This is a genomic window from Kiloniella majae, from assembly GCF_002118315.1.
Classification (GTDB): domain Bacteria; phylum Pseudomonadota; class Alphaproteobacteria; order Kiloniellales; family Kiloniellaceae; genus Kiloniella; species Kiloniella majae.
Genome location: NZ_MTSZ01000010.1, coordinates 25,072 through 49,959, shown reverse-complemented (window position 1 = coordinate 49,959; position 24,888 = coordinate 25,072). Strand labels below are relative to the sequence as shown.

At 45.5% G+C, this 24,888-nt stretch carries 19 protein-coding genes and 3 tRNA genes; 7 read left to right on the top strand and 15 right to left on the bottom strand.

Annotated elements, in window-relative coordinates; all coding sequences use genetic code 11:
- The first annotated feature begins 18 nt into the window (after window positions 1–18).
- Entirely contained in the window at window positions 19–648 is a 630-nt protein-coding gene (locus BKB51_RS19300; protein ID WP_125911884.1) for a hypothetical protein, read from the top strand.
- A 31-nt stretch (window positions 649–679) separates the two neighbouring features.
- Here the strand turns inward: BKB51_RS19300 and mfd are convergent, their stop codons facing one another.
- Window positions 680–4,162 (bottom strand): transcription-repair coupling factor, encoded by a 3,483-nt coding sequence (mfd, locus tag BKB51_RS19295; RefSeq protein WP_085902755.1) that lies wholly within the window; start codon window positions 4,160–4,162, stop codon window positions 680–682.
- A gap of 64 nt (window positions 4,163–4,226) precedes the next feature.
- Window positions 4,227–4,505, bottom strand: coding sequence for an FAD assembly factor SdhE (locus BKB51_RS19290; RefSeq protein ID WP_158090287.1), 279 nt, complete (start codon window positions 4,503–4,505; stop codon window positions 4,227–4,229).
- A 128-nt stretch (window positions 4,506–4,633) separates the two neighbouring features.
- Between BKB51_RS19290 and recG the strand changes: the two genes are divergently transcribed.
- Complete coding sequence (gene recG / locus BKB51_RS19285; protein WP_085902753.1) at window positions 4,634–6,715, top strand: ATP-dependent DNA helicase RecG; 2,082 nt, start codon at window positions 4,634–4,636, stop codon at window positions 6,713–6,715.
- Between the two features lie 10 nt (window positions 6,716–6,725).
- Here recG and BKB51_RS21155 read toward each other — a convergent pair whose 3' ends face one another.
- Together BKB51_RS21155 and BKB51_RS19270 are read right to left on the bottom strand one after the other, a co-directional pair.
- A complete protein-coding gene (locus BKB51_RS21155; RefSeq protein ID WP_198946809.1) occupies window positions 6,726–8,156 on the bottom strand; it encodes a DUF502 domain-containing protein in 1,431 nt (476 codons plus the stop codon).
- 170 nt (window positions 8,157–8,326) lie between these two features.
- Entirely contained in the window at window positions 8,327–9,205 is an 879-nt protein-coding gene (locus tag BKB51_RS19270; RefSeq protein ID WP_085902798.1) for a LysR substrate-binding domain-containing protein, read from the bottom strand.
- Between the two features lie 120 nt (window positions 9,206–9,325).
- On the opposite strand from BKB51_RS19270, the gene BKB51_RS19265 reads away from it, so the two are divergent.
- A complete protein-coding gene (locus tag BKB51_RS19265; protein ID WP_085902752.1) occupies window positions 9,326–10,006 on the top strand; it encodes an FMN-dependent NADH-azoreductase in 681 nt (226 codons plus the stop codon).
- A gap of 39 nt (window positions 10,007–10,045) precedes the next feature.
- Here the strand turns inward: BKB51_RS19265 and BKB51_RS19260 are convergent.
- A tRNA-Leu gene (locus tag BKB51_RS19260) sits at window positions 10,046–10,133 on the bottom strand.
- A 130-nt stretch (window positions 10,134–10,263) separates the two neighbouring features.
- Window positions 10,264–10,351: transfer RNA gene (locus tag BKB51_RS19255), tRNA-Leu, on the bottom strand.
- A 575-nt stretch (window positions 10,352–10,926) separates the two neighbouring features.
- Between BKB51_RS19255 and BKB51_RS19250 the strand changes: the two genes are divergently transcribed.
- Window positions 10,927–11,289, top strand: coding sequence for a TraR/DksA family transcriptional regulator (locus BKB51_RS19250; RefSeq protein WP_085902751.1), 363 nt, complete (start codon window positions 10,927–10,929; stop codon window positions 11,287–11,289).
- 165 nt (window positions 11,290–11,454) lie between these two features.
- Here BKB51_RS19250 and BKB51_RS19245 read toward each other — a convergent pair whose 3' ends face one another.
- A complete protein-coding gene (locus BKB51_RS19245) occupies window positions 11,455–11,667 on the bottom strand; it encodes a DUF3126 family protein (RefSeq protein WP_085902797.1) in 213 nt (70 codons plus the stop codon).
- A 143-nt stretch (window positions 11,668–11,810) separates the two neighbouring features.
- Between BKB51_RS19245 and BKB51_RS19240 the strand changes: the two genes are divergently transcribed.
- Window positions 11,811–12,011 carry a hypothetical protein gene (locus BKB51_RS19240; protein WP_085902750.1) on the top strand — a complete coding sequence of 67 codons (201 nt, stop codon included), beginning with the start codon at window positions 11,811–11,813 and terminating at the stop codon, window positions 12,009–12,011.
- A gap of 12 nt (window positions 12,012–12,023) precedes the next feature.
- Here the strand turns inward: BKB51_RS19240 and BKB51_RS19235 are convergent, their stop codons facing one another.
- The 7 genes from BKB51_RS19235 to ssb form a co-directional block, all read right to left on the bottom strand.
- Window positions 12,024–13,046: a M23 family metallopeptidase gene (locus BKB51_RS19235; protein ID WP_158090286.1), complete on the bottom strand. Its 1,023-nt coding sequence runs from the start codon at window positions 13,044–13,046 to the stop codon at window positions 12,024–12,026.
- A gap of 2 nt (window positions 13,047–13,048) precedes the next feature.
- Window positions 13,049–13,813, bottom strand: coding sequence for a 5'-methylthioadenosine/adenosylhomocysteine nucleosidase (locus BKB51_RS19230; protein ID WP_085902748.1), 765 nt, complete (start codon window positions 13,811–13,813; stop codon window positions 13,049–13,051).
- A 210-nt stretch (window positions 13,814–14,023) separates the two neighbouring features.
- Window positions 14,024–14,099: transfer RNA gene (locus tag BKB51_RS19225), tRNA-Lys, on the bottom strand.
- A gap of 152 nt (window positions 14,100–14,251) precedes the next feature.
- Window positions 14,252–14,770 carry a pantetheine-phosphate adenylyltransferase gene (gene coaD, locus BKB51_RS19220; protein ID WP_085902747.1) on the bottom strand — a complete coding sequence of 173 codons (519 nt, stop codon included), beginning with the start codon at window positions 14,768–14,770 and terminating at the stop codon, window positions 14,252–14,254.
- 32 nt (window positions 14,771–14,802) lie between these two features.
- Window positions 14,803–17,640, bottom strand: a complete 2,838-nt coding sequence (gene gyrA / locus BKB51_RS19215) for a DNA gyrase subunit A (protein ID WP_085902746.1) — start codon at window positions 17,638–17,640, stop codon at window positions 14,803–14,805.
- A 258-nt stretch (window positions 17,641–17,898) separates the two neighbouring features.
- Window positions 17,899–18,351 carry a GNAT family N-acetyltransferase gene (locus tag BKB51_RS19210; protein ID WP_085902745.1) on the bottom strand — a complete coding sequence of 151 codons (453 nt, stop codon included), beginning with the start codon at window positions 18,349–18,351 and terminating at the stop codon, window positions 17,899–17,901.
- 74 nt (window positions 18,352–18,425) lie between these two features.
- Window positions 18,426–18,959: a single-stranded DNA-binding protein gene (gene ssb, locus BKB51_RS19205; RefSeq protein WP_085902744.1), complete on the bottom strand. Its 534-nt coding sequence runs from the start codon at window positions 18,957–18,959 to the stop codon at window positions 18,426–18,428.
- A 240-nt stretch (window positions 18,960–19,199) separates the two neighbouring features.
- Here ssb and uvrA point away from each other — a divergent pair, with 240 nt between their 5' ends.
- Window positions 19,200–22,040, top strand: a complete 2,841-nt coding sequence (uvrA, locus tag BKB51_RS19200) for an excinuclease ABC subunit UvrA (protein ID WP_085902743.1) — start codon at window positions 19,200–19,202, stop codon at window positions 22,038–22,040.
- 77 nt (window positions 22,041–22,117) lie between these two features.
- Here uvrA and BKB51_RS19195 read toward each other — a convergent pair whose 3' ends face one another.
- Window positions 22,118–23,350: an adenylate/guanylate cyclase domain-containing protein gene (locus BKB51_RS19195; protein WP_085902742.1), complete on the bottom strand. Its 1,233-nt coding sequence runs from the start codon at window positions 23,348–23,350 to the stop codon at window positions 22,118–22,120.
- Between the two features lie 150 nt (window positions 23,351–23,500).
- Between BKB51_RS19195 and trmFO the strand changes: the two genes are divergently transcribed.
- Window positions 23,501–24,862: a methylenetetrahydrofolate--tRNA-(uracil(54)-C(5))-methyltransferase (FADH(2)-oxidizing) TrmFO gene (gene trmFO / locus BKB51_RS19190; RefSeq protein ID WP_085902796.1), complete on the top strand. Its 1,362-nt coding sequence runs from the start codon at window positions 23,501–23,503 to the stop codon at window positions 24,860–24,862.
- Window positions 24,863–24,888 lie beyond the last annotated feature (26 nt).

The following is a 24,888-nucleotide window of genomic DNA, read 5'->3' as shown; positions in this document are numbered from 1 at the left end:
GCTGGATCGCAGGAAAGAATGACCGATACTATTCTAGCGCAAATGTCTCATTCAATGGAAAGAAGAGATGAAGAGCCTAACATCATCCTAGCTCATAAGTTAACACAAGAAGAAGACATCAAAAGCATTGATCTTGTTGCTGATATACTAGAAAAAGGCAGTCGCCCGGCACAGAAAGATGCAATTAAGGTTCTCTATGAAATCGGAAGAGCCGCCCCTGTTTTAATCGCCCCCTATACAGAGCTTTTTTTGCAAAAGATGCAGAGTAATAATAACCGCATCGTATGGGGAGCACTTTCAGCCCTTGCCGAGATAAGTAAAGTTGAAGGAAAAATAATTGCGGCAAATCTTGATGCTATATTGTCAGCGGCAGATGTCGGATCTGTAATTGCTAAAGACAAAGCAATAGAGATTTTGATGCATCTAACAAGCAAACCAAAGTCTGTAAATATGGCAGCTAATCATCTGGTTTTAAGATTAAAAACCGCAGCTGTAAATCAACTTCCTATGTACGCAGAACGCATCCATAGCTGCTTGGATGATGAGTTTTTACCAGCTTTTAAAACTGCTATCTTATCACGCCTGAACGAGAATATGCCTGATAGTAAACGTCGTAGACTTCAAAAAGTACTTGGGAAACTGCCCTAGTTCCAATATTCAATCATAGTCTTGTAGATATCTAAGTAGCCTTCGCCAGCTTGACCAACTCTTCCATCATCATCTTAACGCCTTTCAGTCGGCTTCCAGAATCATCCCAGGCGCGGCGATAAACGAGCTTGTGATCCGGGCGAATTTTAACTGTACCAACTTGTTCTTGAATAAACATGATAAGAGCGGATGGGTTTTCAAAAGTATCATTTCTAAAAGAAACAACTGCGCCCTTAGGACCAGCGTCAACTTTCTCAACCCCACTTTGCTTGCAAAGTCCCTTGATCAACATGACTTGTAACAAGTTTTCAACCTCTTCCGGTAAATCCCCAAAGCGGTCAATAAGTTCGGCGGCAAAACCGTCAATTTCGGACCGTTCCGTCAAAGAAGACAGACGACGATAAAGCCCCAAGCGTACATTCAAATCGGCAACATAACGATCCGGTATCAAAACAGACGTACCAATATTAATCTGCGGCGACCATGTTTGATCTTCTTCACTGTTCACTTCATCACTGCGCAACGTGGCGACAGCTTCTTCCAACATCTGTTGATAGAGTTCAACACCAACTTCTTTGATGTGGCCTGACTGCTCATCGCCAACCAAGTTCCCTGCCCCGCGAATATCCATATCATGGCTCGCAAGATTAAACCCAGCGCCAAGGCTATCCAGCGTCTGCATAACTTCAAGACGACGCTCGGCTGTTTTACTCAACAATTTGCCAACAGGCAGGGTTAAATAGCAATAGCCTCGAATTTTGGATCGTCCGATACGCCCCCGGATCTGATAGAGCTGCGCAAGGCCAAACATATCTGCACGGTGAACCAGCATAGTGTTGGCACTCGGAATATCCAGACCGGACTCAATGATACTCGTCGACAGCAAGACATCATATTGGTGATCACAAAAAGCAGTCATAACATCTTCCAGATCTGTTGCTGCCAACTGACCGTGTGCAACACAAATCTTTACTTCCGGTACAAGCTTTTCCAGACGCTCTTTCAGCTCTCGTAAGTCCGACAATCGCGGGCAGACATAGAACGTCTGTCCGCCACGGTAATGTTCCCTGAGAATAGCTTCTCGTACAATAACCGGATCAAAGGGAAGAACAAATGTACGAACGGCCAGACGATCAACCGGCGGTGTGGCAATCAGACTCATTTCCTTAACACCCGACATCGCCATCTGGAGTGTCCGTGGTATCGGTGTTGCTGTGAGTGTCAGAACATGCACATCAGTACGCAGCTCTTTCAAACGCTCTTTCTGCTTGACGCCAAAGTGTTGTTCTTCATCAACAATCAACAAACCAAGATCAGAGAATTTCATATTTTTGGCGAAGACGGCATGTGTGCCAACCACGATCTCGACAGTACCTTCGGCAAGACCTTTTTTAGTCTCGGTCTGTTCTTTGCTCGTTGCCAAGCGGGATAACTGTCCGATACGTACAGGTAATCCTTTGAAGCGCTCAACAAAGTTTTTGTAGTGCTGGCGGGCGAGTAATGTTGTCGGCACAACAACAGCCACCTGTTTACCACTCATAACAGCAACAAAAGCTGCCCGAAGCGCAACTTCGGTTTTCCCAAAGCCCACATCACCACAGATAAGGCGGTCCATCGGGCGCCCAGACCCCAAATCTTCGAAGACATCCGCAATGGCGTTAAGTTGATCTTCAGTCTCAGGATAAGGAAAACGGGCCGCAAATTCGTCATACAACCCATCAGGCACATCAATCGTTTCCGCTTTACGCAGAAGACGATTTGCTGCAATCCCAATAAGCTGGTGTGCGATTTCCCGAATACGCTCTTTAACACGCGCTTTTTTGGCCTGCCATGCCGCGCCACCCAGACGATCCAGTTCTGCACCACAATCCTCAGAACCGTAGCGTGAAAGGATTTCGATGTTTTCTACGGGGACAAAAAGCTTGTCACCACCACTGTAAACTACCTTGAGGCAATCATGCGGTGCCCCGCCGACATCAACGGTTTCCAGACCAATATATTGTCCGATCCCGTGTTCCATGTGGACGACAAAATCTTTATCCTGAAGCGAGGACACTTCCCTCAGAAAGTTATCTGATTTACGGCGTCGTTTCTGTGCGCGAGCGAGGCGTTCACCCAGAATATCCTGCTCAGTAATAAAAGCCACGTTTGGTGTGACCACACCGCGTTCCAGCCCCAGCGTCAGGAACTGGACTTGTTTTCGCATTGTTTTCTTGTGAATTTTCCAGTCTTTCAGAACATCGGTATTGGTCAAACCGTGTTCATGAAACATGGAAATAAGTCGATCACGAGATCCGTCACTGAAGCCGGTAACGATAATTTTCTTACCGTTCGTCTGTTGAAGGCGGATATATTCACTAACCTCATCAAAGACATTGACGTCTTCACGGTTTCTGGCTTCGGAAAAATCCTTGCCCTGCTTGCCTTCAACCTCAATCAGGTTTTCAAGATGATCAGGTAACGTAAAGCCCGAAAATTGTGTGACTGGCCTTTTGGATAGTATCGCATCCCAATCTTCAACAGACAGGAATAAACGCTGCATTGGAACTGGTTTGTAAACCCAGCCACCTTCCGCCGTGTTTTCCATCGTCTGCCGGGCTTGGAAGAAATCAGTGACGGACTCGATCCTGGCATCTCTTGCCTCTGCGGCCTGTCCATCCAGCGTCACAACTGCGGTTGGAAGATAATCAAACAACGTTTCCAGATCACCATAAAAAAGCGGCAACCAGTGTTCCATCCCAGGATACTGCCGCCCTTCAGATATGGCTTCGTACAGGGGATCATCCTTGGCAACGGCCCCGAAGGTCTCACGATATCCCTTTCGGAAAGATTCGATTGTTTTATCATCAAGAATTGCTTCCCCGACAGGCTTAAGTTCCAGCCCCTTAGCATCACCCGTTGTTCTTTGTGTCAGCGGGTCAAAATACCGCAAGGTATCCAACTCATCCCCGAAGAAATCCAGACGCAAGGGAAGCTCTTCACCAGGAGGATAGACATCGACAATTCCGCCACGAATTGCGTATTCCCCTGCCTCGCTAACAGTTTCAGAACGCAGATATCCATTGGTGGAAAAGAATTTCACCAAATCTTCGTTTTTAATTTCCACACCGGATTTAGCGACAAGAGTTCTGTTTTTGAATAACTCTCTTGGCGGGATCTTCTGAAGTGCTGCAGAAATTGTCGTAAGAACAAGACGACCTGATTTAGGCACTGGCGTTGCCAATAACTTTGCAAAGGCATTAATACGTGCAGCCAGAATATCCTTGTGTGGACTCACCCGATCATAGGGCAAACAATCCCAAGCGGGAATCTCGATAACCTCGATATCCGGCGCAAAGAATCCAACGAGCTCAGCAAGAACAGCCAAACGGTTATCATCAAGCGCAATATGCAAAACAGGTTGCGGAGCCAGTTCGACAACAAGCTCGGCAAGGAGTTGGGCATCATAGCCTTCAGGAGCTGATGAAATTTGGTAATGATCGGCGGCTTGAAGTCGGGTCGCAAGTGTTTTCACGGGTGTAATTCTTTATGTTTAGAAAGCCTGAATATGAGGTAAATAGACTTATTCAATTAGAAAGTTATCGTTTATTCGGGACGTATTTAAAGCTTAGCAAAGCATCAAGGACTTTGTTGTGCATGTTTTCAGTTGGTGCCGAATTCCCAATGATCCAGTCATAGAGTACAGGATCAGGAATTTCGAGTACACGTTCAAAAAGATCCAACTCTGTCGCATCCATACTACCAACGTTTTGATCAGCAAAGGTTCCAATAATGAGATCAGCTTCCTGTGTTCCACGGTGCCAGCTTCTAAATCTGAGCTGTTTACGCCTTTTGTCTAATTCAGCGTTTGCTGCCATACACATAATCTCACCCGTAATTGAATTTAATACGCTTGTTCGTTTCGCTTGCACATTAAGCTGTGATATAGGAAACATTACTAGAACATTTAATAAACATCCGATTTAATTTCTGCAAGTTAAAGCCCGTGCGTCCAGAGATTCTCTTTCCACTCTTTACCCCAGTCTCAACTCTTCAAGGCGTTGGGCCCTGGTTAAGTACTCTTTATGAAAAGCTGGCCGGTGGACGCGTGCTTGACCTTTGCTGGCATTTACCTGTTGGAATGGTTGATCGTCGTTATTCCCCAACCATTGCCGATGCCATCTCTGATCGCGTGGCAACACTGAAGGTCACAGTATCCCGCCATATCCCTTCTTCCAATCGTCGTAGCCCCTACCGGGTTATCTGCAATGATTACACCGGCGAGATAACGCTGATTTTTTTCCATGCGCGGGGAGATTATCTTATGAAGCTTCTTCCTGTGGGGGAAGAGCGTATCATCAGTGGCAAGCTGGAACGCTTTGGGGATGTTCTTCAAATGGCGCACCCCGATCATATGGTACCGTTAAACGAAGAAGAAGACGTAAAAACCGTAGAACCTGTTTACCCCTTAAGTGCTGGCGTTACGCTCAAGCCACTTTCAAAAGCCATTAAAGCCTCTCTTGCTTTAGTTCCCACTGTACCGGAATGGCTTGATAACTCCCTGAAAGAGCAAGAAGGTTGGCTCGATTGGCACAGCTGCCTTCAAAAGGTTCATCATCCTCTATCTGAAGATGAATTGACAGCCTTCTCCCCCTATCGGAAACGATTGGCCTACGACGAGCTTCTGGCAAACCAGCTTGCCATTTCTCTTGTCCGGGAACAGCAGACAGCAGCAAAGGGGCGCATAATTAAGGGTGACGGGTCTCTCCGCGAAAAAATGCTGGACATCCTGCCCTTCAAACTGACGGGCTCGCAGGATCAGTCTATCAGCGAAGTCGTTGCTGATATGGAAAGTCCAAACCGCATGCTCCGGTTGGTGCAAGGCGATGTAGGAAGCGGTAAAACAGCCGTTGCACTCTTCCCTATGTTGGCTGCGATAGAAAGTGGCTCTCAAGCTGCTTTGATGGCCCCGACAGAAATACTAGCACGTCAGCACTATAAAACATTACAGCCTTTTGCTGAGAAGCTCGGAATTTCTATCGTGATCCTTACTGGTCGTGATAAAGGAAAAGCCCGCAAAGCTATTTTAGAATGTATTGCTGATGGCTCTACGCAAATGGTCATTGGTACACATGCCCTTTTCCAGGATGAAATAGATTTCTCAGACCTTGCTTTGGCAGTGATTGACGAACAGCACAGATTTGGCGTTCACCAGCGTTTGTCCCTCGCCCGTAAAGGTGCTGGGGTCGATATGCTGGTTATGACGGCAACACCTATTCCTCGTACACTGATGCTTACGGCTTATGGTGACATGGCTGTCTCTCGTCTAACTGAAAAACCAGCCGGACGACAACCTGTTGACACCCGAACAGTGTCCGTTGAACGAATTGATGATGTTATCAATGGCGTTGCCAGATCTTTGGATCAGGGAACAAAGGTTTATTGGGTCTGCCCCTTGGTTGAAGATTCAGACAAATCTGACCTTGCCGCTGCGGAAGAAAGATACCGGGAACTAAGCGAGCGATTTGGCGATCGTGTAGGTTTGGTTCACGGTCGCATGAAAGGTGCAGATAAAGACGCCGTCATGGAAACCTTTTCCAAGGGCAATGTTGACCTCCTGATCGCAACCACTGTTATAGAGGTTGGCGTTGATGTTCCCGAGGCAACCATAATGGTGATTGAACATGCCGAACGCTTCGGCCTGGCGCAACTCCATCAGCTTCGCGGACGAATTGGACGTGGGAGCGAGAAATCCACCTGTATCCTGATGTACCAAGGACCTTTAGGCGAAACCAGCAAAGCCCGTTTGAAAATTATGCGTGACAGTGATGATGGCTTTGTCATCGCTGAAGAAGATTTACGCTTGCGCGGTGCAGGTGAAGTCTTGGGAACGCGTCAAAGCGGACTACCGGAATTCAAAGTTGCTGATCTTGCCTGTCATGGTGAACTACTGGCAACAGCACGTAATGATGCCAAACTGATCATGGACAAAGATCCGACACTGCAAACCCCTAGGGGGCAAGCTTTGCGCACACTGCTGTATCTTTTCGAGAGAGATACAGCAGTTAAATATCTAAAGTCCGGTTAATAATTAAGGCTTATGAAGCCGCCTTTTGAGACTCTACGTCTTTGTCACTTTCATCCACTTTTGCATCAGAGCCCGTTTTCTGCACGGTTAGCTTCTCCTGCTCCTGATCCGGCGCATGATATTCTGGTGTGACGATCCCCCCAGAGACAACCATCTTAATGCCCTCTTCCACCGTCATGGACAGCATTCTTGCTTCCTTACGAGGAACAAAAAGTAAAAAACCAGACGTTGGGTTAGGTGTTGTCGGCAGGAAGATATTAATTGATTCGTCTTCAGATATATCTTTGATGAGGCGGTTAGAATCCCCGGTATAAAATCCAAGAGCCCAGGATCCCGGTCTCGGGTACTGGAACAGAACGACCTCGCGAAACGCATTTGAATGATCTTGGAAAATAGTTTCAATAATTTGCTTGATCGCACCATAGACAGTCCGAATAACCGGCATCTGATCTAACAAACGTTCGCTAATTCGTAACAACGTTTTTCCCACGATACCAGCGGTCAGGAAACCGATCAAAGTAAGGGTTAAAAAGATAAAAAACAGGCCAAGCCCCGGTAAGGCAAAGGGAAGATAAGTTTCCGGATTCCATTTCAATGGAATGTAAGGGCGCACCCAACTATCAATCAGAATAATGATTTCCCAGGCCAACCAAAATGTAAGACCAATCGGAGCAGTCACCAACATACCACCAAAAAAGTAGTTTCTCAGCCTCATAAAAACACTTGGCTTATGATGTGCATGTGCTTCTTCCGCTGCCTTCTTGGCTTTTTCGTCCTGAGTAAGCTTTTTAATTTCAGAAGGCGACAGTATGCCGCCCGAAATGACAAGTTTGATCCCCTCTTCTACTGTCATATCCAGATGATGGACATCTTGCTTGGGGATAAAGAGTAAGAAACCTGTTGTCGGGTTTGGTGTCGCTGGAACAAAAACATTGATGACAGTATCATCAGTCAAGCTTTGTACTTCACCCTTTGTACGTCCCGTGATGAAACCAACAACCCAGCACCCCCGGTGAGGATATTCAACAAGGACAACCTCATTAAATGCTGAAGAATTTTGTGAAAGAACGGTTTCAAAAACCTGTTGTGTCCAGCTGTAAACGCTGCGAACTACCGGAAGTTTTTTAACAACGGCTTCGCTTGCACGTTTCAGCAGTCGGCCAATATACCCTGCGGTCAGGAAACCTATCAGGGTTAATCCAAAAATAATAACAACCAACCCCAACCCAGGTACACCAAAAGGCAGGTAGTTCTCCGGGTTCCATTTCAGAGGGATAAGCGGCGTTACCTGACTATCAACAAAAGTAATGGCTCTCCAGGCAAGCCATAAAGTTATGGTAACAGGCGCTGTTATCAAGACCCCGGCAAGAAGATAGTTACTAAGTCGCTGCGTGAAGGATTGCTTCGACTTTTTAGTGGCTTTTACACCTTTATCTTTCATAAATTCAGGTTCCATTTAACAACAGTTCAAGACACCAAGACCAACGGGTTGTGTCTTGTACCTAAACATTGCTGTTAAAGCTTCTGTTTTCAAGGAGGAAATTGGAAAACTGTGATAAATCAAAGTCGCCAAACAGGAAGCAGAAACACAAATATCTAATATATGGATGATTAGGTTTTAGAGCCGACAAATTCTTTCATAAGCCACTCCTGAAAAACCTTCACCTTATGGCTGTGCGCATTGTAAGTCGGAATCATGAGAAAGTAAGAAAGTCCCGCTGTTCTGGGTAGATTTGGAAACTCTACTAGCCAGCCTTGTTGAACAGCTGTTTCCACCAACAAAGAACTAATTAAAGCCACACCTTGTCCAGCAAGAGCAGCCTGAATAACATGATGCTCCTGATCAAAGTGACGTCTGTTTATCTCGCTATTTTTCTCTGCAACAATTCGATCCCAGGAAATAGACGGTAAGTCTTGGTTCTTCCATCTCGTTTCGATCAAACATGCATCTTCTATTCTGGTCGTGTTTTTTAGATACAAAGGTGTGGCATAGGCCCCGACTGTCTCGGTCACAAGTTTAATTTTATCAGGCGCGTCTTCATCATCACGACCGTAACGAACAGTAAGGTCAATTCGTTTATCCCGCTCCAAATCATCTAATTGCTCACCTGTTTTAACGACAACCTGGATTTGCGGGTTTTGTCGATGAAACTTTTCAAGCCTCGGCACCAACCACATAGCTGCAAAAGAGGCCGTTGTACTGACCGTTAATGTTGAGCGTGAATTCGTGATTTCCGACACTACCGACGAAAGCTGTTGCAAGGAAAGATATGCTGCTTGCGCTAACGTCTCTCCCTCTTCTGTTAGCTCAATTGCACGCGTTTTTCTTTCAAATAAAAGGGTACCCAGAGCATCTTCGAGGCTGCGAATTTGATGAGACACAGCAGTCGGTGTGACATTTAATTCAGATGCGGCTGCTTTAAAGCTCTTTAAACGCGCAGCAGAATCAAACACCCGTATACTGTTCAAAGGGGGTAGATGAGAAAACATACAAACCTCACACATGAATTTATCTCATCTATGATACAGAATTACCCTTTTGTCAAAAGAGTACAGATGAACAATATATTTCCATATTGATGAATTCACTTCGTGATATGAGGAAATACAATGCCAACAATTCTACACTTGGATAGTAGTGCACGCAGAACAGACAACCCTGAAACAAGTTACAATTCCATCTCTAAAACATTGGCAGCCGGATTTATTGATGAATGGAAGAAACAAAGGCAAACGGATACGATAATTTATCGGGATCTGGGCCAAACACCCCCTGAATACATAAATCAAGATTGGATTGCTGCTGTTTTTACAGATGAGAAAAAACGGACAAATGCACAAAAGGAATTACTTGTATTATCTGATACATTAATTGATGAAGTGGACAGAGCCGACATCATTCTAATGTCGTCACCGATGTACAACTACGGCATGCCAGCAGCTTTGAAAGCCTGGTTTGATCAAGTCATCCGTATCCACAAGACCTTTAGCTTTGATTTGGCGCGCGGGGATTATCCCCTTGAGCCGATCATGTCAGGAAAAACACTGGTATTAATCACCTCAACAGGTGAGTTTGGTTTTGAAACTGGCGGGATGAGAGAAGATATAAATCATCTTGGTCCCCACGTGAAAGTCATGAGTAAATATCTCGGTGTCGAAAATTTTCATGAAATTCGTTCAGAATATCAAGAATTTGGTGACAATCGGCATGACCAATCCATCAAAAGCGCAAAAACCAATATTGCAAAACTGGTTCAGGCGCTTACTCAATCAAACCATAAACTTCATTAATAATGTTCTGATAATCTAGGGAGATATGATTACTGAGGATGGTGCGGCAAAGAGGACTTGAACCTCCACTCCCATAAAGGGAACTAGCACCTGAAGCTAGCGCGTCTACCAATTCCGCCATTGCCGCATCGTCATCAAAACTCTCGTTCTCAATCATATTATATGCTGCAAGTAAGCACATAATTTTGATAATTCAAAAACGCTGAAGAACGCAGGAGAGCAAGAGTATTTTTATAAGCAACAACAAACCAATTTTTTGGTGCGGTCGAGAGGACTTGAACCTCCACGGGCTATTAGCCCATAACGACCTCAACGTTACGCGTCTACCAATTCCGCCACGACCGCATCGTTGTTGCTGAAGGGGATATATACTGATCCATTCAAAAAGGGCAAACGAAAAATTTCAAAAAAATGAAATTTGTTGTGGATAAATCAAAAGCTTCTCTTTTTTAGCCCTTGGAAACGGTTTTGACAGCTAGCATAGAAGACATTTTCTCTAAAACCCCCTAATAATCAAAGGCCTATTAATTTGAAAACCCAGAACCATTTTCACAATTCGATTAATCTCGCCTGTTGTATTGTCTTAAGGGACTTACCTGCGGTAACAATTTGTTAAACATCGTTAATTTTTAATCACTGAAAGGCCGTTTTGGACACAGAAACATCACAACCATTTCATTATTTGTTTTGATATGTTCTGAGAAACACCTCGGAACGAGACGTTGGCCATACCGTGCCTGTTCATGGTAACCCCCATTTGGCCGTCCCCCTGTTTTGTTTCGAGGTGTTTTCTATGCCAGTTTTTTCTATTCTGCCGGGATGCTTGCATCCTGATTGTCTATTTTCCAAAACATTTCGATTTTACACTGATCAGCGCATTTATTTGCTATGATGCTATTCAACGGGGATAGCGAGGCTCAATGTCTGATCAAAAAATAACGATAAATTTGGAAAAATTTGCGTCAGAATTGGAAAAACGAAAAACAGAGATTTCTGATATTCGTGCTTCCAGCCAACAATCACGAGATGTAGTAGAACTGGATCAAAGCAAAGTCGGCAGATTATCACGAATGGACGCACTCCAGTCCCAAGCTATGTCACTCGAATCTGAAAGACGCCGACAGGTCGAACTCAGTAAGATCGAGACAACACTCACACGACTACAGAACGGGAATTATGGCTATTGCCTTCGATGTGATGAAGAAATTCAATTGAAACGCTTGGAATTGGATCCAACGGTTACTCTTTGTATCGACTGTGCAACCAAAAACGGAAATGATTAAATTCCTCAAGATCTTCAATCAAATAATATTGAAGAATTAAGCACATTAAAAAAAACAAGATACCCGGAAGCAATCACATGAGATCAAAGACCGGGCACCCTAAACACGCTTCTTCACAAAACAGCGTACGCCATATAACAAAGGCGCTTTAAATTACGTGCTGTCTTACTTTGGCAGATCGTCAGCTAAAATAGCCATATTAAACGAATAGGAAAGTTCATCGTCTTCGTCATCTTTATATATGACGCCAATGAATTCACCACCAAGATTCACTTCGATAGAATCTGCTTTGGTCGTTTTTCTATCAAGTGCAATTGCTTCATTCCCAAAGGTCTGACGCAAGTATTTTTCTACGCTGGTAATTTCGTTGTTATCCACGCTTCCGATCTCCGACATTAAATTTAAAGGACCTGATTAACGAAACATCAGGCGAACTAAAAGGTTTTTCTCTCTTTAAATCGCCAAAAAGTTTCCTATATTGTGTTAAGAGTTATTTAATGTGTTTGTGTCAGGATGCAAATATGAATATTAATGCGACATCTTTTGAACCCACAGTCAGGTTCTCTGAACCTGCTGCTGCTATTGATATCAGCGTTGCTGAAAAGAATTCACAAGCAGCAGTGGAAACAAAGCGTCCCGTTGAAAACAGCGGAGCGTCTGCTGATTCTAAACAGTTTAGCGGAGACAAAGATCGCGGGCAAAACCTTGACATACAGGTTTAATCATTAAAAACCTTACGGCAAAACCTGCGTTTTCTGCCTTGAAGCAATAATCTTCCACTCTCCATTAACAAGCCTTTCAAGTGTTATGTGCCCCGTGTACACGCCAGGAATCCAGCCATCCTTAGGGCGTTTTTTTCCTATATATTTAAAGTATGACGCCTGATTCTTCTTTAAAGCTTTTTGATCTTTCGTTATTTCCCCAAGCGGGTTTTCATAACTGATTGTTAGACGGTCAGCTATTTTCACCCCCCATAGCTCAGCCCAATACAAAAGAATTTTTGGGTCGCGCTGCACATAAATCCGTTTTTGTTCACTGCGAAACGCCAGTAATTTATGTTTTGGTATCTCAGCCGCAAAGCCAGTATCGATAATTCCCGTACCTTTGTATTCAAAGTCCTTTTGTAAAGACTTATCCCATAAAGCGTCTTTTGTTATCTCACCGCAACCTGATGGCTTCTTCCCTGTGAAAGGATCTCTCAATTCCTGATTATGCGTAACTTGAAAATGCAAGTGTGGAAATTCAGTTTTCCCACTCAAACCTATAATGCCGATAACATCACCAGCATTTACCCGATCGCCAGGAGATACAGTAACAGAGCCTTTTTTCAGATGCGCATAAGTTGTCTCCCAACCGTTTGTATGTTCGATAATAACACCATTACCAATCTCACGCTGCTTAACGGCCTCATTTCCTTTTAAAATATAATCCCCTTCATCAGCATTATTTCTTTTCCTGAGAACAATGCCATCAGCAGCAGCCAGAACAGGAACTCCTTGTTGATATAAACCATAACTAAGAACCCTGAAATCAGTTCCCTTATGGCGTTCATAGCTGAGCGTTCCGCAGGTGTAGTCACGATGCCCCGTTCCAGGACGTGCATCGACATAGTTTTGGATCGTACATTCCGAGGGGATAGAGCAATCAACGGGGCTAATAAAACGTGGAGAATTGCCTTCTGCAAAACCCGATGAAATTGCGAATAACCCTATAAGCGTCCCAAGACAGCACCCCGCAACTCTATTCTTAGCTTCCACACTCATAACAGTCTGATAATGCGTCTAAGCACTAGCGCTGCGCCGCCAGCCGTCTCTTCAAGGAACTTGATAAAGTCCATGGTACTTTCTTCTCCGGCGAGATCACTCAAGGAACGTACAATGACAAAAGGCACCTGATAGTGCTCTGCGACCTGTGCTATTGCTGCCCCCTCCATTTCAACAGCCAAACCACCTAACTCATTACAAAGTCGGTTTCTCGCAACAGTACAGCCAATAAACTGATCTCCTGTTAGAATAGTTCCAGACGTAATAACAGGTTTACGAGCTTCTCCACCAGCAGCTTCCGCAGAAATCATCGGAAGATCAAAACCTTCAAGATCACTAAGTAGTTTGTCGATCAGTTCCGCATCTGCATCATAGCCAAGCTTTTCAGTTGGCATATGGATGGGTAAGTGTCCCGGTTGATAGGTCGTTAGCTTATCAGACACAATCATCCCATAATCATGCTGGATAAGCTTCGTTCCGATAATAACATCACCAACACCAAGCTTTGGATCAACGCCACCAGCAACGCCAGAAAAGAGAACCACGCGACAATTGAATTGTTCGATAAGTAAAGTTGTTACAACTGCAGCATTAACTTTGCCCATGCCAGCTTCGACAAGCACAGTTTCAACACCATCAAGCTTTCCCTGAAAAAACGAAAAACCTGCGATCTGTTTTTCGCTCGTTTTCTCAAAGGCTGATCCAAAATGCTGGATTTCATTTGGTATGGCGCAAATCAGACCAAGTGGTTTCTGGGACACGATTTTTTCCTTTTAAGCTGAGAGTATTTTTATCTGAGATACTTTAGTAGAATGATCGTTAAAGATTTCAGCATTTCAGTTTCCCCTAAGACTATTATTCCCAGAGAAAGTGAACAAGAGTATTCCCTGAGAAAACGAACAGGAGACGTTGTAATATTTTGGAAACAGAAAAACAAAACCCCGCCAGAAAGCGGGGTGTTTTGTACAGAATGGTGGGCCCTACAGGATTCGAACCTGTGACCTGCCGATTAAAAGTCGGACGCTCTACCAGCTGAGCTAAGGGCCCATTCTCATTTGCTTATCGACATTAAAGTGTAATGCGGTAAGCGAGGCGGAAGATAGAACCACTTATTGATTCGGTCAACAGCCTTTTTGTCTTCTACCGTAAAAAAAGAGATATTTTTAAACCAAGGGGCAAGGAATACACTTAAAAGTCAGTTAATCCTTGGAGTTACGCATAATTTCAAACTTCTCTTCCAGCTTCAATTTCGTCTCAGGACTAACAAAAGAAGAGATATCCCCCCCCAGATAACCAATCTCTTTGACAAAACGAGACGAAATGAACTGTTGTTTCTCGGACGCCATTAAAAATACGGTTTCGATTTCAGCATCAAGACGGGCATTCATCCCCGTCATTTGAAATTCGTATTCGAAATCAGAAACCGCACGCAACCCACGCAAAATGACCCCGGCACCAACTTCACGCGCAAAATTCACCAAAAGGTTGTCAAAGGGCAAGACTTCGATCTCAAAACCTTTGTCCCGCAAAGGCGCTGTATCATGCAGCACCATATTGACGCGTTCTTCGGTATTGAACAGTGGTCCCTTGCGGTCATTGCGCGCAACGGCAATGACCAGCTTATCTACCACACGGCATCCACGGGTAATAATATCCATGTGCCCTTTGGTTACAGGATCAAAGGTCCCGGGATAAAGCCCAACGTGTTTTTTCGTCATGCCCTAAACTCTTCTTCGTTAGGATGCGGGGATTACTCCCCGCCTTTTACGTCCTCAGATGCTTCTGGCTCAGATGCTTCTGATACAGCTTCAGCAATGTCACTTTCTACTGCATCCGTAGCTTCAACACCTTCTGTTCCTTCAGCGCCCTCAAGGATATCATCTTCCTCGTCTTCACCGTCATCCGCCAATCTGGATACAGAGACAATTTTCTCATCATCAGCAACGTTAAACAGATTAACACCACGTGTAGAACGTCCTGCAATTCTAACATCGTGTACAGGACAGCGAATGAGCTTTCCTGCATCTGTTACCAACATAATGTGATCCGTCTCATCAATTGGGAACACGGAAATAACAGTCGTTGTTTTACCCTTGGCTCTTGAAAGATCAAGGTTACCAATCCCTTTACCGCCACGGCTGGTCACACGGTATTCATAAGAAGACGAACGTTTACCCAAACCATCTTGAGAAATGGACAGAATGAACTGCTCTCTTTCAGCCATGCTATCAAGCTGCTCCTGAGACAGTGTTGTCTCTAGTGCTGATGGATCAAACTCGCCTTCATCCGCGTTTTCACTGCGACGTTTTGCATTGGCATAACGAAGGTACTGTTCACGGGTATCTGAATCCGCATCCATGTGGTTGATAATTGCCATGGAAATAACTGAATCGCCCTCAGCAAGCGAAATGCCGCGTACACCAGTCGATGTACGGCCCGCAAAGACACGAACGCCGTTCACCGGGAAGCGGATACATTTGCCACGCGCAGTGGATAACATAATGTCATCGTGTTCTGTACAGGTCTGCACACCAATCAATCTGCTGTCTTCATCTTCCAATTTCATGGCAATTTTACCGTTTGCCATAACCCGGGTGAAATCAGACAACTTGTTACGACGGATACCACCCGTAGATGTCGCAAACATAACGTACATTTCTGACCATGCTTCCTCGTTCTCAGGAAGTGGCATCATCGTAGAAATCGTCTCCCCCTGTTGCAGAGGTAACATGTTTACCAAGGCTTTTCCGCGCGACGTTGGTGTTCCAGGAGGAAGGCGATAAACCTTCATCTTGTATACCATGCCACGGGAAGAGAAAAAGAGAACTGGTGTATGGGTATTACAAACAAAGATCTGGGATACAAAATCCTCGTCCCTTGTCGCCATGCCTGAACGGCCTTTACCACCGCGACGCTGCGCGCGGTAAGTACTTAATGGAACACGTTTGATGTAACCACTGTGGCTAACTGTCACCACCATGTCTTCACGTTGAATGAGGTCTTCATCGTCATACCCGAACACACCATCCAGAATTTCTGTACGGCGCGGCGTGGCATATTTGGCCTTCATTTCGATGAGTTCTTCGCGCAAGATACCAAGAAGTTTTTCGCGAGAAGCGAGTATTTCGAGATAGTAGCGAATTTGATCCGCAATCTCTTCCAATTCCTTGGCAATCTTATCCCGCTCAAGCCCGGTTAATCTCTGTAAACGTAGTTCCAGAATTGCTCTTGCCTGTGCTTCAGAAAGGAAATAGTTACCATCAGCATCAACATTACGACCCGGCTCATCAATCAATTTGATGAGCGGTTCTACATACTTAGCTGGCCATGCACGATTCATAAGCTGTTCACGCGCGATCACAGGATCAGAAGCGGCACGAATAAGCTCGATGACCTCATCAATGTTCGCAACAGCAATCGCCAAACCAACCAACAGGTGGGCACGATCACGCGCTTTATTCAGTTCAAAAATCGTACGACGCGTAATAACTTCTTCGCGGAATGCGATAAATGCCGAAAGAATTGATTTCAGATCCAATAGCTCTGGACGACCTGAATTCAACGCCAGCATGTTTGCCCCGAAAGACGTTTGCAGTGGGCTATAGCGATAAAGCTGGTTAAGAACAACTTCCGGCTCAACATCACGGCGAAGCTCGACAACAACACGGACACCGTGACGGTCACTTTCATCGCGAATATCTGTGATACCTTCGATAGTCTTTTCACGGGCAATGTCCGCGATCTTTTCAAGCATTCTGGCTTTGTTGACCTGAAAAGGAACCTCGGTGACAACAATCGCCATCTTATCCTTGCGGATTTCCTGAACCTCGGCCTTACCACGCATAACAATTGAACCGCGTCCTGTATGATAGGCATCACGAATTGTAGTGCGTCCAAGAATAACACCGCCCGTTGGGAAGTCAGGTCCCGGGATAATCTCGTTCAACTGGTCAATAGAAAGGTCCGGGTCATCCACAAAGGCACAACAGGCATCCAGAACTTCGCCAAGGTTATGCGGAGGGATGTTTGTTGCCATACCAACCGCGATACCGCCGGCACCATTAACCAAAAGGTTTGGATAGCGAGCCGGAAGAACAATCGGCTCTTTTGTAGATTCATCATAGTTATCCTGGAAATCAACCGTATCGCGGTCGATATCTTCCAGAAGCGCTTCACTGGAAACGCGCTGTAGACGAGATTCCGTATAACGCATCGCCGCGGGTGGATCGCCGTCCATGGAACCAAAGTTACCCTGGCCATCAACCAGTGGCAGACGCATAGAGAAATCTTGCGCCATCCGAACCATGGCATCGTAAATGGCCTGATCACCATGCGGGTGATACTGCCCCATCACGTCCCCGACAATACGGGCAGACTTACGATAAGCTCTGTTCCAGTCATAGCCGGACTCTTTCATCGCATAGAGAATACGACGGTGTACCGGTTTAAGGCCATCCCTGACGTCTGGAAGCGCACGCGACACGATAACGCTCATGGCGTAATCGAGGTATGATCGCTTCATTTCGTCTTCAATTGTTACCGGAAAAATATCCAGGTTATCGGATGATGTATCAGAGTTCGAAGTCACGTAATTATCCTGTTTCTGTTTAACAGAAAGGCCCTCCTAACCCGTGGACAGCACAAGACTGGAACACAAGTTATTTCAGGCGTAAAAAAAATCACATGAAATGTAACAAATTCATCGCGTAGCCACAACAAATTGTATGTAAAAAGAGAGGGAAAAATACTGTTCTACAGGATTGAATTTAAATAATTTTTTGATCTCAGCCTCGAATCAACAAATTCTACTTTATTTTAATTTGTCAAGGGGCAAGTTCTCACCGATTTATGCAGCCCTTATCATATCAACATGCGGTATACCTGCATCATCATAAGGTTCTTCAGAAACGGCAACATAACCAAGATTATTGTAAAATTTCTGTAAATGCTCCTGCGCTGAAATTTCAATCCTTTCAGCCGCACCTTGCTTGGCAATAAAGCCGTGTGCCCGCTCCATTAATTCAACAGCGATCCCCTGCCCTCTGGCTATCTTCGCAACAGCGACCCGACCAATCTTGAAACAGCTATGATCTTTAGGATCTTTCAGAATACGGAGAACACCGACAACAGTGTTTTCGTCATCATAAGCTAGCACATGCCAAGCAAGGCTATCCTGCCCATCCATGTCCCTGTATAGAGACTCTTGTTCCAGAACAAAGACATCAGAACGAAGCTGTAAAATACGATAAAGCTGTTCCTTGGAAAGCTGTTCAAAATGAAGAAGGTCAGTTTTAGTCATTATATCTTGAATCTGCCATAGAAATAAAAAAGCGGCCCCAAAGAGCCGCTTTTATAGAATGCATTCTAATAAGCTTAGAACGGGATTTCGTCGTCGAGGTCGTCAACTGGGGCACTGCCGCCTGTTGATCCGCCGCCGGAGGAGCCGCCACCGCCAAAGCCGCCGCCGTATCCGCCGCCAGAGCTACCGCTGCCGCCAAAACCACCAGCATCACCGCCGGAAGAATCGCCAAAGCTACCTCCGCCCTGACCATCGTTACGACCATCAAGCATTGTCAGTTCGCCACGGAAGTTCTGTAGAACGATCTCTGTCGTGTATTTTTCAACACCCGCGTTATCAGTCCATTTACGGGTCTGCAATTGACCTTCCAGATAAACTTTGGAGCCTTTGCGCAAGAATTTCTCGGCAACATCAACCAAACGATCATTAAAGATAACAACGCGGTGCCATTCGGTTTTATCCCGACGCTCACCCGAAGTACGATCTTTCCAGCTTTCTGATGTTGCTATGTTCAAATTAGCCACACGCTGTCCTGATTGCATGGAACGGATTTCCGGATCACGCCCCAAGTTACCAACCAGAATCACCTTGTTAACACTACCAGCCATGGCTTCTTCCCTATGATTTACTTTAGAATCTAAAAAAATTGATCTGAAACCCTATCAGTCGGGCTGCTCAGAGCCAACGTCTAATAAAAGATCGATCTCTATTCTGCAAGATATTCGCATTTTATTGAAAGGTTTTCACCAAAATATTCACCCTATTTTATAAAAAAGGATGCATTTTGTTCACTGTTCGTCCATATATATTCCAACGAGAACATTTGCAAAACATTTACAGGCGATAAAATGAGTTCAATACAGGAATCCCGCACTATTTCCGTACGTGGCGCGAGAGAACATAACCTGAAAAACGTCAGTGTTGATTTACCCAGAAATGAACTCGTTGTTATCACGGGCCTCAGTGGGTCCGGCAAATCTTCTCTCGCCTTTGACACGATCTACGCAGAAGGGCAACGACGCTATGTCGAATCCCTTTCCGCTTATGCCCGCCAGTTTCTTGAACTTATGCAAAAGCCTGATGTGGATTCTATCGAAGGATTATCGCCAGCGATTTCAATCGAGCAAAAGACAACATCAAAAAATCCGCGTTCTACCGTAGGCACCGTAACAGAAATTTATGATTACCTGCGCCTTCTCTTTGCGCGTGTCGGTATTCCCTACTCACCAGCAACCGGACTTCCAATCCAAAGCCAGTCTGTCAGTCAGATGGTCGATAAGGTCATGGAGATGGAAAGTGGTACTCGCCTCTATCTGCTTGCCCCGATTGTTCGGGGACGCAAAGGCGAATATCGCAAAGAGCTGGCAGATTTACAGGTTCGGGGTTTTCAGCGCGTAAAGGTTGACGGAGAACTTTACGAAATCGGCGACGTTCCCGCACTGGACAAAAAGAAAAAACACGACATTGAAGTTGTTGTTGATCGTGTCGTGGTCAAGGACGACATTAAAACCCGTTTGGCTGACAGTCTGGAAACTGCGTTGGGCCTTGCTGACGGTATTGCTTTTGCTGAAAACGCAAAAACAGGCGAACAGACAATCTTCTCGGCACGCTATGCTTGCCCGGTATCCGGTTTTACCATTGACGAGATTGAACCCCGATTATTCTCTTTCAACAATCCTTTTGGTGCCTGCCCTGCCTGTGACGGATTAGGCAAGACCCTTATCTTTGATGGTGATCTGATTGTTCCCGACCAGCGCGTTTCCCTCAAAGAAGGTGCGATTGCTCCATGGGCAAATTCGACTTCTAAATATTATCTGCAAACCCTTAAAAGTCTCGCCGAGCATTATGACTTCGCCCTTGATCTCGCTTGGAATGAGTTGCCAGAAAAAATCAAAAACCTGCTTCTGAATGGTTCAGGTAAAGAAGTGATAGAGATGACCTACACTGACGGCAACCGGAGCTATCAGACTAAAAAGCCTTTCGAAGGCATTATCCCCAACATGGAAAGACGCTTCCGGGAAACCGATAGCGACTGGGTCCGTGAAGAACTATCAAAATATCAAACGAAACAGCCTTGCCAGACGTGTGAGGGGCATCGTCTAAAACCGGAAGCACTGGCTGTTAAAATTGGCAAAAAACACGTAGGTGAAATTGCCCAACTTTCCATTGCCGAAGCCGAGAAATGGTTCAACGAAATCCCGGATATTCTCAGCGACAAGGAAAATGAAATCGCCGTTAGAATTCTCAAGGAAATCAATGAACGGCTTTATTTCCTCGTAAACGTCGGTCTCGACTATCTGACCCTTTCCCGCTCTTCGGCAACGCTGTCTGGAGGTGAAAGCCAGCGTATTCGTCTGGCATCGCAAATTGGCTCGGGCCTGACGGGTGTTCTCTACGTTCTGGACGAGCCTTCAATTGGCTTGCACCAGCGAGATAATGCCCGATTGCTGGAAACACTGCGCCGTTTGCGAGATCTTGGCAACACTGTTGTTGTTGTTGAGCACGATGAGGATGCCATTCGAACTGCGGATTACCTCGTCGATATGGGGCCACGGGCCGGAAAACATGGTGGACAGATAGTTGCCTGTGGCACACCAGATGAAGTGATGGCAACGGAAGCAAGCTTAACGGCAAAATATCTAACCGGCGAAGTCTCTATAACACTCCCTGAAAAACGCCGTAAAGGTCATAAAGGACAAAAGATTAAAGTCCTCAAGGCAAATGAAAATAACCTGCAAAATGTATCGATAGATGTTCCACTTGGCACTTTCACCTGCATCACAGGCGTTTCCGGTAGCGGTAAGTCAACATTGATCCTTGAGACGTTATATAAAGCCGTTTCACGTAAATTGCATAATGCCAAAGGACAGCCCGGAAGCCATGATGCAATCGAAGGACTAGAGTTTATTGATAAGGTGATTGATATTGACCAATCCCCTATTGGCCGCACACCACGATCAAACCCTGCCACCTACACAGGCGCGTTCTCCCCGATCAGAGACTGGTTTGCCGGCCTACCCGAAGCCAAAACCCGTGGCTACAAACCCGGACGTTTCTCTTTCAATGTAAAGGGCGGACGTTGTGAAGCCTGTCAGGGCGATGGTGTCATCAAGATCGAAATGCACTTCCTGCCTGATGTCTATGTTGAGTGCGATGTCTGTAAGGGTAAGCGCTATAACCGTGAGACACTTGAAATTCTCTATAAAGGTAAATCCATCTCGGATGTTTTACATATGAATGTTGATGATGGATTGGAATTCTTTAAGGCTGTTCCCTCTATTCGCAATAAACTGGAAACCCTGCAAAGAGTTGGATTGGGATATGTTCAGGTTGGTCAGGCGGCCACAACACTGTCCGGTGGGGAAGCACAGCGTGTTAAATTGGCCAAAGAGCTTTCCAGACGAGCAACAGGGAAAACACTCTATATTCTGGATGAGCCCACAACCGGCCTACACTTTGATGATGTGAAAAAACTGTTGGAAGTCCTTCAGTCCCTCGTGGATCAAGGGAACACAATCCTCTGTATCGAGCATAATCTTGAAGTTATCAAAATCGCCGACTGGATTATCGACATGGGTCCAGAGGGCGGTGACAAAGGCGGACGCGTTGTTGCCACGGGAACACCAGAGGACGTAGCCAAGACAAAAGGCAGCTATACAGGTGAATATTTAAAACCCTACCTGAAATAACAAACAAGAAAGGCCGGATAAAAATCAATCTATCCGGCTTTTCTCACTTAAATCTGATTAATAGTTTGTCTTCGAGATCAATCATCTAGTGTAAAGATCTCACGTCGTTCTTCAATGCCGCGCAAGGTATGCTCGCCCATAGGCATGCATTTACGTCCAGCGATTTCTGCAAACTCTTTACTCATCAAAATACGCTTGCCAAGTTCTTTGGTCAGTGCTTCCAATCTGGCGACCTCGTTAACCGCAGGGCCAACTGTTGTGAACTGAAGACGATCTGGCAAACCAATATTGCCAAACATCACGTTCCCGACGTGTAAACCAAGACCAAAGGAAGCTTCACACTTGCCGTTATCGCAAGCACAGGCATTCAACTCCTTGATACGTTCTAACGCATCATAAGCAGCTTTAACCGCCATTTCACCCGTTTCGGCCTGTGTTTTATCTTCAGTGAATGGAAAAATCCCCAGAACAGCATCACCGATCAACAACAGAACGTCGCCACCATTATCAATAATGGCCCCCGCCGTACTTTCAAAATACCCATTCAGCAGATCCAGATAGTCCTCTTCCGGCATCATATCTGCCAGTGCGGTTGAGTTCCTGAGATCACTGTACCAGATGACCGCGTGAATTTTTTCGCCGTCACCACGTTGAATTTGACCTTTTAGAACCCGTTGCCCTGCATTACGGCCAAGATAGGTCGTTGAGATATTGTGAGCAATTTGCGAGGTAATAATCACTTTACAAGCCACAGCAAGACGGTTTTGAACACGAATAAGCGATTTAATGTCCGTATCACTCAAGCCGGCTTTGATATCGCTCGACCAGGTTCCCAAAATACCTCTACCGTCTGTATCGCCAAGGGATTCTTGATCAAAGTGGATCGCATAACACAAGACGTCCGTATAACCATCGTCACGAAGATCTTCCATGAGCTTGAAGTCATGGATAGCTCCTTCGCCCACCAGACGTCGCCTGAGCAAGCCGATCTCTTTGCTCAGCATGAAATAGAACGGACTTCTACGCCACTCTTCAGACCCGGAACTTTCATGTGACATGCCGACAGTTTTAACACCATTGCCAAGTTCCCAGGTCAACCCCATGGCGCTATACAAAGGATGCAGAGTACGAAACGCGATATACCCACGGGCAATAGGTAATCCCGCAGACCTCAGCCTTAGGCAGCATCCTTCAAATAATTCTTCGATCGTGGTATCGCGAAGCGCCTGAGCCATAACCCAATCAACCACAGAGCCGATCAGACTGTCTTCGTCGCCACCACGTCTAACGCGATCATCTATTCGTTGCATGAAATAAAGAGCTCCGGTTTATTATGTTATTATAGGTTATGAGAAAGAAAATATGTTTATTTAAAACATATGGGTGCAAAGCAGCTTTTTAGTAGATATAACACAAAAAATTTTATTATTGCAGACGCAATGAATAGTAAAGAGACAATCATGAGCAATAGTGACTTAAAAGAGATCCATGTCGTTGGCGGTGGTATGGCCGGAACGGAAGCAACCTGGCAAATCGCACAGGCTGGTGTTCCGGTAATTCTTCATGAAATGCGTCCCGTTCGAAAAACAGAGGCACATCAAGGTGAAGGCCTTGCCGAATTGGTATGCTCCAATTCCTTCCGTTCTGATGATTATGAGAATAATGCCGTAGGTCTGTTACACGAAGAAATGCGCAGAATGGACTCTCTTATCATGTCCTGTGCAGCAAAACACATGGTGCCTGCCGGTGGTGCACTGGCTGTCGATAGAAATGACTTTTCAGATGAAGTCACCAAACGTCTGGAAGATCATCCCCTTGTGACCATCAAACGAGAAGAAGTTTCTGTCCTTCCGCCAGAAGAATGGGATTCCGTCATTGTCGCCACAGGACCTTTGACATCAGAAAGCATGAGCGAAGTCATTGCCTCTATCACAGGGGAAGAATACCTCGCATTTTTTGATGCGATTGCGCCGATTGTTTATAAAGATTCCATCAACTTTGACAAAGCCTGGTTCCAGTCCAGATACGACAAGGTTGGCCCTGGTGGTGACGGTGCCGACTACATCAATTGCCCAATGAATAAAGAACAATACGAAACCTTTATTCAGGCATTGATAGACAGTGACAAAACCGATTTCAAAGAATGGGAAGAGAACACGCCCTATTTCGAAGGCTGCTTACCAATCGAAGTCATGGCAAGCCGTGGTGTAGAAACGCTGCGTTTTGGTCCCATGAAACCTGTTGGCCTCACCAACCCACACAGTGATGAAGAGCCCTATGCTGTTGTTCAGCTGCGTCAGGATAACAAACTGGGCACAATTTATAATATCGTCGGCTTCCAAACCAAAATGAAGTACGGCGCGCAAATGGAAATTATCCGTGCAATTCCTGGTCTCGAAGAAGCTGAATTTGCCCGCCTAGGTGGCCTCCACCGCAACACCTTTTTAAAATCGCCTAAGCTGCTTGATCATTCGCTTCGTATGAAACCAATGCCACGCCTCAGATTTGCCGGGCAAATTACAGGGGTCGAAGGCTATGTGGAATCAGCTGCGTCAGGTCTAATGGCCGGGCGTTTTGCAGCTGCGGAACGTTTAGGCAAAGATCTGCCCGCGCCGCCAATTACTACAGCTCACGGTGCACTGATCAATCATGTCACCGGTGGTGCTGACGCAAAAACATTCCAGCCTATGAATGTGAACTTTGGTATCTTCCCGAACATTCCGAAAGGGCCGGGTAAAAAGCTGAAAAAGAAAGATCGCAAACCACTTTATTCCAAGCGGGCACTCGAAGATCTGAAAAGCTGGTTAGACGAAAATCAATAATATTGAGAAATCAATCAGCTCTATTT